General features: G+C 60.3%; 11 protein-coding genes. 9 read left to right on the top strand and 2 right to left on the bottom strand.

The features are described from left to right. Window positions 1–35: 35 nt before the first annotated feature. The 5 genes from ACA059_RS21195 to ACA059_RS21175 all read left to right on the top strand — a co-directional run bounded on the left by ACA059_RS21195 (window position 36) and on the right by ACA059_RS21175 (window position 3,615). Window positions 36–575, top strand: coding sequence for a TetR/AcrR family transcriptional regulator (locus tag ACA059_RS21195; protein WP_008151286.1), 540 nt, complete (start codon window positions 36–38; stop codon window positions 573–575). A 31-nt stretch (window positions 576–606) separates the two neighbouring features. Further along, window positions 607–1,440, top strand: coding sequence for an alpha/beta fold hydrolase (locus ACA059_RS21190; protein WP_497630857.1), 834 nt, complete (start codon window positions 607–609; stop codon window positions 1,438–1,440). Window positions 1,441–1,488: 48 nt separating this feature from the next. Then, the gene (locus tag ACA059_RS21185) at window positions 1,489–1,926 is read left to right on the top strand and encodes an acyl-CoA thioesterase (protein WP_046047743.1); all 438 of its coding nucleotides are present in this window, start codon (window positions 1,489–1,491) and stop codon (window positions 1,924–1,926) included. Window positions 1,927–2,084: 158 nt separating this feature from the next. Then, on the top strand, window positions 2,085–3,044 hold the full coding sequence (locus ACA059_RS21180) for a tRNA dihydrouridine synthase (protein WP_095128599.1): 960 nt from the start codon (window positions 2,085–2,087) through the stop codon (window positions 3,042–3,044). Between the two features lie 121 nt (window positions 3,045–3,165). Continuing rightward, window positions 3,166–3,615, top strand: a complete 450-nt coding sequence (locus ACA059_RS21175; protein ID WP_497630856.1) for an Hsp20 family protein — start codon at window positions 3,166–3,168, stop codon at window positions 3,613–3,615. A 265-nt stretch (window positions 3,616–3,880) separates the two neighbouring features. On the opposite strand, the gene ACA059_RS21170 is transcribed toward ACA059_RS21175, so the two are convergent. Continuing rightward, a complete protein-coding gene (locus ACA059_RS21170; protein WP_497630855.1) occupies window positions 3,881–7,159 on the bottom strand; it encodes an EAL domain-containing protein in 3,279 nt (1,092 codons plus the stop codon). 65 nt (window positions 7,160–7,224) lie between these two features. After that, complete coding sequence (locus ACA059_RS21165) at window positions 7,225–8,115, bottom strand: LysR family transcriptional regulator (protein WP_497630854.1); 891 nt, start codon at window positions 8,113–8,115, stop codon at window positions 7,225–7,227. A 153-nt stretch (window positions 8,116–8,268) separates the two neighbouring features. Here ACA059_RS21165 and leuC point away from each other — a divergent pair, with 153 nt between their 5' ends. The 4 genes from leuC (at window position 8,269) to leuB (ending at window position 12,366) form a co-directional block, all read left to right on the top strand. After that, window positions 8,269–9,687 carry a 3-isopropylmalate dehydratase large subunit gene (gene leuC, locus ACA059_RS21160; RefSeq protein WP_008151269.1) on the top strand — a complete coding sequence of 473 codons (1,419 nt, stop codon included), beginning with the start codon at window positions 8,269–8,271 and terminating at the stop codon, window positions 9,685–9,687. Between the two features lie 10 nt (window positions 9,688–9,697). Further along, entirely contained in the window at window positions 9,698–10,342 is a 645-nt protein-coding gene (gene leuD / locus ACA059_RS21155) for a 3-isopropylmalate dehydratase small subunit (RefSeq protein WP_497630853.1), read from the top strand. A gap of 122 nt (window positions 10,343–10,464) precedes the next feature. Then, entirely contained in the window at window positions 10,465–11,232 is a 768-nt protein-coding gene (locus ACA059_RS21150) for a class I SAM-dependent methyltransferase (RefSeq protein WP_497630852.1), read from the top strand. Between the two features lie 51 nt (window positions 11,233–11,283). Continuing rightward, a complete protein-coding gene (leuB, locus tag ACA059_RS21145) occupies window positions 11,284–12,366 on the top strand; it encodes a 3-isopropylmalate dehydrogenase (protein ID WP_046047738.1) in 1,083 nt (360 codons plus the stop codon). The last annotated feature ends 55 nt before the right edge of the window (window positions 12,367–12,421 follow it).

Raw genomic sequence — 12,421 nt, 5'->3', positions numbered from 1 at the left:
GAATAATATTCTAGTCGTAATATTCGGAGGCAACGATGAACGATAAAAAAGCTCAAACCCGCGAACGCATCCTCAAGGCTGCCAGCGCAGCGCTGATTCAGCGCGGCCCGGCCGAACCGAGCGTGGGCGAAGTGATGGGCGCGGCCGGCCTGACCGTCGGCGGCTTCTATGCGCACTTCGAAAGCAAGGACGCGATGATGCTGGAAGCGTTCAAGCAACTGCTCGGTCATCGCCGTGGCTTGATCGCCGACATGGACGCCGAATTGACCGGCGAAGAGCGTCGCGCGTTGGTTGCTGCGTTTTATCTGTCGCGCAAACACCGTGATTCCTCTGATTCAGCGTGCCCGATTCCGGCTTCTGTCGGTGAGCTGGGGCGCCTGCCGGACGCGTTTCGCGTGGCGTTGAATGAGCATGTGGAAATGATGGTCGCGCAGTTGGCGGCCAGCCCGGAAGACACCGACAAAGCCTTGGCTGACATGGCCTTGATGGTCGGTGGTTTGGCTTTGGCTCGCGCATTGGGGCCAGGAGAATTGTCCGATCGATTGCTGCGCGCCGCCAAGTCTGCGGTGCTGTGACCTAAAGGCGCTAGCCTGAGGAGTGAGAGCGATGAGCACGTTGAAGTGGGTTCGTGGCGTTAATGGCACCTTGGGCTGGTTCGCACCGAAACTGGTTGCGAGCAAAATGCGACTGGCATTCATGACGCCGCGGGAACTGCCGCCGCGTGATTGGGAATTGCCGCTGCTGGCGAAGTCCGAGCGAATCACCCTGCGCTTCGGCCTCTCGGCGCTGCGTTGGGGGCAAGGTCCCGCGGTGTTGCTGATGCATGGTTGGGAGGGCCGGCCGACTCAGTTTGCCAGTCTTATCACCGCGCTGGTCGATGCCGGATACACCGTGGTTGCGCTGGACGGTCCGGCCCACGGTCGCTCGCCGGGCAACGAAGCGAACGTCGTGCTGTTTGCCCGAGCCATGCTTGAAGCCGCTGCCGAGTTGCCACCGCTGCAAGCCGTCATCGGCCACTCCATGGGCGGCGCCAGTGCCATGCTCGCCGTGCAGTTGGGCTTGCGTACCGAAACCCTGGTCACTATCGCTGCCCCTGCGCGGATTCTCGGCGTGTTGCGCGGTTTCGCACGCTATGTACGGCTGCCGCCGAAAGCCCGCTCGGCGTTCATTCGTCAGGTCGAAAGAGATGTCGGCATGCGCGCTGCGGCACTGGATGTCGCGCACTATCAGCTCGACATGCCCGGCCTGATCGTTCACGCCGAAGATGATTGCTACGTGCCGGTTAAGGAATCGCAGCTGATCAACGAGGCCTGGTTTGACAGCCGATTGTTGCGCCTGCAAGAGGGTGGTCATCAGCGGGTACTGGCCGACCCTCGGGTGATCGAAGGCGTCCTCTCGTTGCTCGCCGGTCGCAGTCTGCAATCGCGCCAATCGGCCTAAGCATCCGTTACACTGCCCCGGTGAAAATTTTCTGACCGGGAGTGGGGCATGGGCTGGGATCGGGCAACGCCATTTATCATTGATCTGGAAGTCGGCGCAGAGGACATCGATGGGCTGGGTCACGCGAACAACGCGGTGTACGTGACCTGGCTCGAACGCTGTGCCTGGCGCCACTCCCAGCGCCTTGGCCTGGACCTGGTCGAATATCGTCGACTGGATCGGGCGATGGCGGTGGTGCGGCACGAGATCGATTACCTGGCGGCCGCCTATGAAGGCGATGAGTTGCAATTGGCGACCTGGATCGTCGATTGGGACCAGCGTCTGAAAATGACCCGACACTTCCAGTTGAAGCGCCCCAGCGACAACACCACGTTGCTGCGAGCCCAAACCACCTTCGTTTGCATAGAGCTGTCGACCGGCAAGCCCAAGCGCATGCCAGCGGAATTCATCGAGGGCTACGGCCCTGCACTGCAACTCCCGGCCTGACTGTCCCTTGTAGGAGCTGTCGAGTGAAACGAGGCTGCGATCTATTGATCTTGCACTTCAAAGACAACATCAAAAGATCGCAGCCTCGTTTCACTCGACAGCTCCTACATGAGCAAAACCTGTAAACTGCCGCACGTTTTTCGTTGAGTGTGTTTTTCATGCAAATTGCTTTGGCGCCCATGGAGGGGTTGGTCGACAACATCCTGCGGGACGTGCTGACCCGTGTGGGCGGTATCGATTGGTGCGTGACCGAGTTCATTCGGATCAACGATCAGCTTCTCACGCCTGCCTATTACCACAAGTTCGGCCCGGAACTGCTGACCGGCGCCCGCACCGCATCCGGCGTGCCGCTGCGGGTGCAGCTGCTCGGTTCGGATCCGGTGTGCCTGGCGGAAAACGCTGCGCTGGCCTGCGAGTTGGGTTCCGAAGTCATCGACCTGAACTTCGGCTGCCCGGCCAAGACTGTGAACAAGTCTCGTGGCGGTGCGGTGCTGCTCAAAGAACCTGAGCTGCTGAACCAGATCGTCGAACATGTCCGTCGCGCCGTTCCGGCACACATTCCGGTGACTGCCAAGATGCGCCTCGGTTTCGACAGCCCCGACGGTGCGCTGGTGTGTGCCACGGCCCTGGCCGAAGGTGGCGCGGCGCACATCGTGGTTCACGCGCGGACCAAAACTGACGGCTACAAGCCGCCAGCCCATTGGGAATGGATCCCCCGGGTGCAGGATGTAGTCAAGGTTCCGGTGTTCGCCAATGGCGACATCTGGAGCGTCGAAGACTGGCGTCGTTGCCGTGAAATCAGCGGCGTCGAGGACATCATGCTCGGTCGCGGCCTGGTTTCGCGCCCGGACCTGGCACGGCAAATCGCAATGGCGCGGGCCGGTGAGGATGTCGTAGAGATGACTTGGGCCGAGCTGCTGCCGCTGATTCAGGACTTCTGGCTGCAAGCCAAGGCGCAAATGACGGCACGGCAATCGCCGGGTCGCTTGAAGCAATGGCTGGCGATGCTGACCCGCAATTATCCCGAAGCGGTCGAGCTGTTCACCGTGCTGCGTCGCGAGACCGAACTGGATCAGGTCTCGCGTTTACTGGGTCTTCAGGTGTCCGAGGCAGCCTGAAAAAATCTGTGAATAATCTCTTGAAAAGCAATCAGCGGTCCTTATTTAAGGATTACGCGATGCCGAATTCGGGTCGCGGAGACAAAAAAACTTGCTGATATGTTTTCAGGAGATTTGAATCATGAGTACTGCATTTTCCATGGCGCCACTGTTCCGTTCCTCGGTAGGTTTCGACCGTTTCAATGACCTGTTCGAAACCGCCCTGCGCAACGAGCCAGGCAGCACCTACCCACCCTACAACGTGGAAAAACACGGCGACGACCAATACCGCATCGTCGTAGCGGCCGCCGGCTTCCAGGAAGAAGACCTGGAGCTGCAAGTGGAAAAAGGTGTGCTGACCATCAGTGGCGGCAAACGTGACGCGAGCGAAGCCGTCACTTATCTGTACCAAGGCATCGCGCAGCGTGCCTTCAAACTGTCCTTCCGTCTGGCGGACCATATCGAAATCAAGGCCGCCGGCCTGAGCAACGGTTTGTTGAGCATCGACCTGTTGCGGGTGATTCCGGAAGAGGCGAAAGCCAAACGCATCCCGATCAACAACGGGATTGAAAAACCGGCTCTGCAGCATTAAGGCAGAGCAACGAAAAGGGCGCCGCTGGCGCCCTTTTTTGTACCCGTCATCCAGATGATTTCAAGCATTGCGCATGCTGTGTAGCAGCTGCCGAGCCTGCGAGGCTGCGTTCGGCTGCGAAGCAGTCGTGAAATCAGGCGATGCGGTGTTTCAGGGAGACCGCACATACAGTTTTACGACTGCTCCGCAGCCGAACGGGGCGGTGCGACGTTTCGCTAAATCCCCTCGCCACAAGGCAGCTGCAAAAATTGCAGGTGCGCCGCGCTCACTTGAGCAACTTCTGAAAATCCTCCACTGGCAGCGGCGGACTGTGCAAATACCCCTGATAAAAATGGCAGCCCAGCCCCTGCAAAAATTCCAGCTGCTCCGGTGTCTCTACCCCTTCGGCAATCACTTTCAATTCCAGGCTGCGGGCCATGGCAACGATGGCGCGGATGATCTCGGCGTCGTTGGGGTCGGTGGTGGCGTCGCGGATGAACGATTGGTCGATTTTCAGGGTGTCGACCGGCAGACGCTTGAGGTAGGTCAGCGAGGAATAACCGGTGCCGAAATCGTCCATGGCAAAACTCACGCCGAGTTTTTTCAGGCGACACATTTTGCTGATGGTGTCCTCCAGGTTCTGGATCACGATGCCTTCGGTGATTTCCAGTTTCAGCAGCGAGCAGGGCAGACCGTGGCTGGCGAGGCTGTGTTCGATGCGTTCGACGAAGTCGTTCTGGCGAAATTGCCGCGGGCTGATGTTCACGCACAGGCTGAAGTCCAGCGGATCGACCAGGCCTTTGGCGATCAACTGTTTGAAGGCGCTGCAGGCCTCGTCGACGATCCAGGTACCCACTTCCAGAATCAGCCCGCTGTCCTCCAGCACCTTGATGAACTCGGTGGGTGATTGCGCGCCAAGTTCCGGATGGTTCCAGCGCACCAGCGCCTCGGCGCCGACGATGCGGTCGTTCCGGGCGTCGACCTGAGGCTGGTAGTGCACGCGGAATTCACCCCGGGAAAGGGCCAGGCGCAGGTCGGTTTCCATGCGCAAGCGTTCGCTCGCAGCCTTCTGCATAGTGTTGTGGTACATCTGCGTGGTGTTGCGGCCCGAATCCTTGGCCCGGTAGAGGGCGATATCGGCGCGTTTGAGCAGGTCGGTCGGGGTCGAACCGTGATCGGGAATCAGCGCGATGCCGATGCTCGGGGTGACTTGCAGGCGTTGTCCGTCGAGGAACATCGGCTCCGACAGCAGTTCACGCAAGGTGTCCGCCAGTTGCAGGACTTGCTCGCTGACCTCGTTGCGCGAGCCTTCGAGCCCGCTGAGCAGCACCACGAATTCGTCACCGCCCAAACGCGCGACGGTGTCTTCCATGCGCACGCTGGCTTCGAGGCGCGCGGTGATGATTTTCAGCACGGTATCGCCCACCGGATGACCGAGCGAATCATTGATGTGCTTGAAGTGATCAAGGTCGAGAAACATCAGGGCGCCGCGCAGGTTGTGGCGCTTGAGCAGGGCAATCTGCTGACTCAGGCGATCCATCAGCAGGGCGCGGTTGGGCAAGTTGGTCAGCGGGTCGTGGTAGGCCAGGTGGCGGATCTGCGCTTCGGCGTTTTTCAGCAGGCTGACGTCCCGCGCGGTCAGCAGCAGGCAGGCAGTTTCGTTGAGGGTGATCGGTTCTACCGAGACTTCGACGGTCAGCAGCTCGCCGCGTTTATTGCGCCCGAGCATTTCCTGGTGATGCACCCGGCCCTTGATCTGGAGTTCGGCGAGCAGCGCCGAACGTTGTTTTTCCTCGGCCCAGATGCCGACCTGATACACCGTGCGACCGACCACTTCATCGGCGCGGTAGCCCGTCAGGCGGCAGAAGCCATCGTTTACCTCCAGATAACGCCCGGTGTCGCGCTCGGTGATGGTGATGGCGTCGGGGCTGGAGTGGAAGGCCTTGGCGAACTTCTCTTCGCTGGCCTTGAGGGCGGCTTCCGAGCGTTGCTGCTGAGTGATATCGCGCAGGTTGGTGACAATGCACGGCTGCTCGCCGACGCTGATCTGTCGGCTGGAAATCACGCAGGTCAGGGCTTGCCCGTCTTTGTGCTGAACCAGGATCGCCACGTTGTTCAAGCCTTGTTCGCGGATGACCTGCTCGATCCGTCGCAGGCTTTGCGCCGAAGCGTCCCATAGGCCGATTTCGTCGGCGCTGCGGCCAATCACGTCGGCGGCGCTCCAGCCGAAGGTCTGGGTGAAGCTGGAGTTGATCTCGATGAATTGACCGGTGTCCTGACGGGTCACGCAAATCGGGTCCGGGCTGACCTGGAACAGGGTGGCGAACTTCTCTTCGGACGCCACCAGCAGTTGCTCCCGCTCCACCTGATCGGTGATGTCGAGCAGCGTGCCGGCCATGCGCAGCGGGACACCGTTTTCATCGCGATAGAGTCGGGCGCGGCTTTCCAGGTAGCGCGAGCTGCCGTCCGGTAGTTGCACGCGGTAGGTCAGTTGATAATTGCCGGCAGGGCCTTCTCGCAGGCTGCGATAGGCATCACGCATGGTGTCGCGCTCTTCGCCGGGCACGCCTTCGAAAAACTCGTCGAAGGATTCATGGAAAGGTATGGCTTCCAGCCCGTGCAGCTGGGCGGCGCGTGCCGAGCCGTACAGCATGCCACTGGGAATGTGCCAGTCCCAGGTGCCAAGTTGAGCTGAATCCAGCGCCAGATCGAGGCGCTCCTGGCTGTCTTTCAGGGCATGTTCGGCGGCTTTGCGTTCGGTGGTGTCAAGGAACGTACTCAGCAGATAAGGCTGGCCTTCGAGCTCGACCTTTTGCGCGCTGAGGATGCCGTCGTGGATCTGGCCGTTGCTGGCACGAAATTGCACCTCCATGCTGACCAGTTCGCCCTTGGCCTTGGTGGCTGCGACGAGTTGCGCCCGTTGCTCCGGATGCACCCAGAGGCCCAGTTCCAGGGTGGTGCGACCGATAGCGTCCTGTACTGGCCAGCCAAACAGGCTTTCGAAATACTGGTTGGCTTCGCTGATCAGGCCGTCTTCTTGGCGAGTCAGCAGGACCATGTTCGGACACAGGTGGAACAGCGTGGCGAAGCGTTTTTCCGAGCTGCTCAACGCCTGTTCGCGCTGGCGCTGGTGGGTGATTTCACGGATGACGCCAATCATGCGTGGCCGGCCGTGTTTGTCCGGCAGCAGACTGCCGTTGATCTCCAGCCAGTGCAGGCTGCCGTCGGGCCAGCGGATGCGGTGATGCATCGCCTGTTCCAGCGGGGCGCCGGCGATCACCGCGTCGAAGGCGCGAATGGTTTTCGCCCGATCCTCTGGCGGCAGCAAGTCGAGGTATTCCAGATCCGCCGGCAGCGGTTGCCGGGGATCGAAGCCGAACAGCGCCTGGGTACCCCGCGACCAGCTGATCTGCCCACGTTCGATGTCCCAATACCAGGCGCCCAAACGTGCACCGTTGAGGGCGGCCAGCAATTGTGGGGCGCTTTCCCAGCTCTGCTCGGACCGTTTTGGGTCAAGCGCTTGTATACGCGGCATCGGCGGAACACGGTCAACAGATTTCGGCATTGGCAAGCCTTGGCTGAGTAGGGTGTCAGGTTCAGTGACTCGAGGCTCTATAGAAGTAGCACAGCTTAGCCGAGAGTCCTTGGCAGATCGATTTGTGCATCCAGCAAGGCCATGAAGGCCCGTGCCGCATTCGACAGCGTCCGTTCTGTGTGCAGGATATAGCCTAGCTGGCGAGTGAGTTGTATGCCTGGTAAAGGTATTCGCGCAACCTGATCATCAAGCATGGTGCGCGGCAACACGCTCCAGGCCAGGCCGATCGAGACCATCATTTTGATGGTTTCCAGATAATTCGTGCTCATGGCGATGTTCGGCGTCAGGCCTTGGGCTTCGAACAGGCGCCGGACGATGTGGTGAGTAAAGGTGTTGCCGCCGGGGAATACCGCCGGGTGCAGGGCAATGTCCGCCAGGCTGACCGGGCCGTGGCTGATCAGCGAGTGCTCCGGGGCGACCACGAAGTCCAGCGGGTCGTCCCACACCGGCGTGGCCTTGACCAGTGCGTGGGGCTCCGGCGCCAGGGTGATGACCGCCAGTTCAGCGCGGCCATGGAGGATTTCTTCGTAGGCCACTTCCGAGTCGAGGAACTGAATATCCAACGCCACTTGCGGGTAACGTCGGGTGAACTCCCTTAATAAGGGGGGCAAGCGGTGCAGGCCAATGTGGTGACTGGTGGCCAGGGTCAGGCGGCCGGTCACTTCGCCGGTCAGGTTGGTCAGGGCGCGGCGGGTGTCATCCAGCACATTCAGAATCTGATAGGCCCGCGGCAGCAAGGCGCGTCCGGCCTCGGTCAGGCTGACTTCACGGCCCAGTCGATCGAACAGGCGCACCTTCAATTGCTGCTCCAGTCCGGCTATGCGTTTGCTGATGGCCGGTTGCGTCAAGTGCAGCCGTTCACCAGCGCCGGAGAAACTACCGGTCTCGGCAATCGCGATAAAAGCATTGAGGTTGGCGAGGTCCATTGCGGTATTCCAGTTGGTTATCCAAAGCATAAAAAATATGAATTTGAGTTATTTAATGTAACCCCCTAGGATCGACCTCACAAGCCAAGGGGTTATTGAACCGTGCACGACCCAAGGCATAGAAAATAGAAGCAAGCTGATGAGGACCGTCTGATGGCCGGCAAAACGCTTTACGACAAGCTTTGGGATTCCCATGAAGTGAAACGGCGCGACGATGGGTCGTCGCTGATCTATATCGACCGCCACATCATCCATGAAGTGACTTCGCCCCAAGCTTTCGAAGGCCTGCGTCTGGCCGGGCGCAAGCCTTGGCGCGTCGACTCGATCATCGCCACCCCGGATCACAACGTGCCGACCACGCCGGATCGCAAGGGCGGCATTGAAGCGATTACCGATCAGGTCTCGCGCCTGCAGGTTCAGACCCTCGATGACTACTGCGACGAATATGGCATCACTGAATTCAAAATGAATGACGTGCGTCAGGGCATCGTTCACGTGATCGGTCCGGAGCAGGGTGCCACCTTGCCGGGCATGACCGTGGTCTGCGGCGACTCGCACACCTCGACCCACGGCGCGTTTGGCGCATTGGCCCACGGCATCGGGACTTCCGAGGTCGAGCACGTGTTCGCCACGCAATGCCTGGTCGCCAAGAAAATGAAAAACATGCTGGTGTCGGTCGAGGGCAAGTTGCCGTTCGGCGTGACCGCCAAGGACATCGTGCTCGCCGTCATCGGCAAGATCGGCACCGCCGGCGGTAACGGCCACGCCATCGAGTTCGCCGGCAGCGCCATTCGCGATTTGTCCGTCGAAGGCCGCATGACCATCTGCAACATGTCCATTGAAGCCGGCGCGCGTGTTGGCCTGGTGGCTGCCGACGAAAAAACCGTGGCTTACGTCAAGGGCCGTCCATTTGCCCCGAAAGGCGCGGAATGGGACATGGCGGTCGAAGCCTGGAAAGACCTGGTTTCCGACGCCGATGCGGTGTTTGACACCGTCGTCGAGCTCGACGCCACCCAGATCAAGCCGCAAGTCAGCTGGGGCACTTCGCCCGAGATGGTCTTGGCGGTTGATCAGAACGTGCCGGACCCGGCGAAGGAAATGGACCTGGTCAAACGCGGTTCCATCGAACGCGCCTTGAAATACATGGGTTTGAGCGCCAATCAGGCGATCACCGATATTCAGCTGGACCGCGTATTCATTGGTTCCTGCACCAACTCGCGAATCGAAGACCTGCGCGCTGCGGCGGTGATCGCCAAGGGCCGCAAAGTGGCTTCGACCATCAAGCAAGCCATCGTGGTGCCGGGTTCGGGCCTGGTGAAGGCACAAGCCGAGGCCGAAGGCCTGGACAAGATTTTCCTCGAAGCCGGTTTCGAGTGGCGTGAACCGGGTTGCTCGATGTGCCTGGCGATGAACCCGGACCGTTTGGAGTCGGGCGAACATTGCGCCTCGACCTCCAACCGCAACTTCGAAGGGCGTCAGGGCGCCGGTGGCCGTACGCACCTGGTCAGCCCGGCCATGGCCGCGGCGGCTGCCGTCCACGGTCGTTTCATCGACGTTCGCGAACTGATCTGAGGAACCGCACATGAGAGCTTTTACCCAACACACCGGTTTGGTCGCGCCATTGGACCGTGCCAACGTCGACACCGACCAGATCATTCCGAAGCAGTTCTTGAAATCGATCAAGCGCACCGGTTTTGGTCCGAACCTGTTCGACGAATGGCGCTACCTGGACGTGGGTTATGCCTACCAGGACAACTCCAAGCGTCCGCTGAACAAAGACTTCGTCCTCAACGCCGAGCGTTATCAAGGCGCCAGCGTGCTGCTGGCCCGCGAGAACTTCGGTTGCGGCTCCAGCCGCGAACACGCGCCGTGGGCGCTGGAAGAGTACGGTTTTCGCAGCATCATTGCGCCGAGCTACGCCGACATTTTCTACAACAACAGCTTCAAGAACGGCTTGCTGCCGATCATCTTGAGCGACGCTGAAGTGGATGAGCTGTTCCAGCAGGTTGAAGCCAATCCGGGTTACGAGTTGACGGTCGACCTGCAAGCCCAGACCGTCACCCGGCCTGATGGCAAGGTCTACAGCTTCGAACTTGACGAGTTCCGCAAGCATTGCCTGGTCAACGGCCTGGACGACATCGGCCTGACCTTGCAGGACCACGAAGCGATTGCGGCGTTTGAAGCCAAACACCGTACGAGCCAGCCGTGGTTGTTTCGCGACGTTTGATGTTTTGAGGTGACCGTTAAAAAGATCGCAGCCTTCGGCAGCTCCTACGCCGATCTCTGTAGGAGCTGCCGCAGGCTGCGATCTTTTGATCTTCAAACCCGACAACACATATGGATATCACCATGACCAGCAACGCCCAGCACAGCCAAGTCGTACAAAAGCAATTCGGTGAACAGGCCTCGGCCTATCTGAGCAGCGCCGTTCACGCTCAAGGCACCGAATTCGCGCTGCTACAGGCCGAACTGGCAGGGCAGGGCGATGCTCGAGTGCTGGACCTGGGCTGCGGCGCGGGTCACGTGAGTTTTCACGTGGCCTCGCTGGTGAAAGAAGTGGTGGCGTACGACCTGTCGCAGCAGATGCTCGACGTGGTAGCTGGTGCCGCCGTCGATCGCGGTCTGACCAACGTGTCCACCGTGCTGGGCGCCGCCGAGCACTTGCCATTCGCCGATGGCGAATTCGATTTCGTCTTCAGCCGTTATTCGGCGCACCATTGGAGCGATCTCGGCCTGGCCCTGCGAGAGGTTCGCCGGGTGCTGAAACCGGGCGGCGTGGCTGCGTTCGTCGACGTGTTGTCACCGGGCAGTCCGTTGTTCGACACTTACCTGCAAAGTGTCGAAGTGCTGCGCGACACCAGCCATGTGCGCGATTATTCCGCCGGCGAGTGGTTGCGTCAGGTCAGCGAAGCGGGGTTGCATACCCGTAGCACCACCCGTCAACGGCTGCGACTGGAGTACACCTCCTGGGTTGAGCGCATGCGCACACCAGAGGTGATGCGCGCGGCAATCCTCGAGTTGCAGCAATCGATGGGTAATGAAGTACGCGAATATTTTGAGATTGAGGCCGATGGTTCGTTCAGTACCGATGTGCTGGTGCTGATGGCTGAACGATAGAATTTTTCCGGGTGTGCCCAAGGGCGCACCGACTGATGACATGAGGAAAGCATGAGCAAGCAGATTCTGATTCTCCCAGGTGACGGTATTGGCCCGGAAATCATGGCCGAAGCGGTCAAGGTGCTGGAGCTGGCGAACGACAAGTACAGCCTGGGCTTCGAGCTGAGCCATGACGTGATCGGTGGCGCCGCCATCGACAAGCACGGCGTGCCGCTGGCTGACGAAACCCTGGACCGTGCACGCGCGGCCGACGCGGTACTGTTGGGCGCCGTGGGCGGCCCGAAATGGGACACCATCGAGCGTGACATCCGCCCTGAGCGCGGCCTGCTGAAAATTCGTGCGCAACTGGGCCTGTTCGGCAACCTGCGTCCGGCGATCCTGTACCCGCAACTGGCCGAGGCTTCGAGCCTGAAGCCTGAAATCGTGGCTGGCCTGGACATCCTGATCGTCCGTGAACTGACCGGCGGTATCTACTTCGGCGCGCCACGCGGTACCCGCACCCTGGAAAACGGCGAGCGTCAGGCTTACGACACGCTGCCGTACAGCGAAAGCGAAATCCGCCGTATCGCCCGCGTCGGTTTCGACATGGCCATGGTGCGCGGCAAGAAGCTGTGCTCGGTGGACAAGGCCAACGTACTGGCCTCCAGCCAACTGTGGCGTGAAATCGTCGAGCAAGTGGCCAAGGATTACCCTGAAGTCGAACTGAGCCACATGTACGTCGACAACGCCGCCATGCAGCTGGTGCGCGCACCGAAGCAATTCGACGTGATCGTCACTGACAACCTGTTCGGCGACATTCTTTCCGACCAAGCGTCGATGCTTACCGGTTCCATCGGCATGCTGCCGTCGGCGTCCCTGGATACCAACAACAAAGGCATGTACGAGCCGTGCCACGGTTCGGCGCCGGACATCGCTGGCAAAGGCATTGCCAACCCGTTGGCGACCATTCTGTCGGTGTCGATGATGCTGCGTTACAGCTTCAATCTGCAGGATGCGGCCGATGCGATCGAGAAGGCCGTCAGTCTGGTATTGGACCAGGGCCTGCGTACTGGCGACATCTGGTCGGCCGGTTGCACTAAAGTCGGTACGCAGGAAATGGGCGACGCAGTAGTCGCCGCGCTGCGGAATCTGTAATCTCTCGGGCCCGCTGCAACTTTCACTCTTGAAAGCAGCGGCCCACTTTTTAAAG

It is taken from the genome of Pseudomonas sp. LBUM1647 (genome assembly GCF_059716175.1).
The sequence above is the reverse complement of the archived record's forward strand: the minus strand, read 5'-3'. Positions and strand labels throughout refer to the sequence as shown.

What these genes read in the sequence shown, in the direction of transcription:
- ACA059_RS21195 (WP_008151286.1), top strand. Translation starts at nt 36, where the DNA reads ATGAACGATAAAAAAGCTCAAACCCGCGAACGCATCCTCAAGGCTGCC.
- ACA059_RS21190 (WP_497630857.1), top strand. Translation starts at nt 607, where the DNA reads ATGAGCACGTTGAAGTGGGTTCGTGGCGTTAATGGCACCTTGGGCTGG.
- ACA059_RS21185 (WP_046047743.1), top strand. Translation starts at nt 1,489, where the DNA reads ATGGGCTGGGATCGGGCAACGCCATTTATCATTGATCTGGAAGTCGGC.
- ACA059_RS21180 (WP_095128599.1), top strand. Translation starts at nt 2,085, where the DNA reads ATGCAAATTGCTTTGGCGCCCATGGAGGGGTTGGTCGACAACATCCTG.
- ACA059_RS21175 (WP_497630856.1), top strand. Translation starts at nt 3,166, where the DNA reads ATGAGTACTGCATTTTCCATGGCGCCACTGTTCCGTTCCTCGGTAGGT.
- ACA059_RS21170 (WP_497630855.1), bottom strand. Translation starts at nt 7,159, where the DNA reads ATGCCGAAATCTGTTGACCGTGTTCCGCCGATGCCGCGTATACAAGCG.
- ACA059_RS21165 (WP_497630854.1), bottom strand. Translation starts at nt 8,115, where the DNA reads ATGGACCTCGCCAACCTCAATGCTTTTATCGCGATTGCCGAGACCGGT.
- leuC (WP_008151269.1), top strand. Translation starts at nt 8,269, where the DNA reads ATGGCCGGCAAAACGCTTTACGACAAGCTTTGGGATTCCCATGAAGTG.
- leuD (WP_497630853.1), top strand. Translation starts at nt 9,698, where the DNA reads ATGAGAGCTTTTACCCAACACACCGGTTTGGTCGCGCCATTGGACCGT.
- ACA059_RS21150 (WP_497630852.1), top strand. Translation starts at nt 10,465, where the DNA reads ATGACCAGCAACGCCCAGCACAGCCAAGTCGTACAAAAGCAATTCGGT.
- leuB (WP_046047738.1), top strand. Translation starts at nt 11,284, where the DNA reads ATGAGCAAGCAGATTCTGATTCTCCCAGGTGACGGTATTGGCCCGGAA.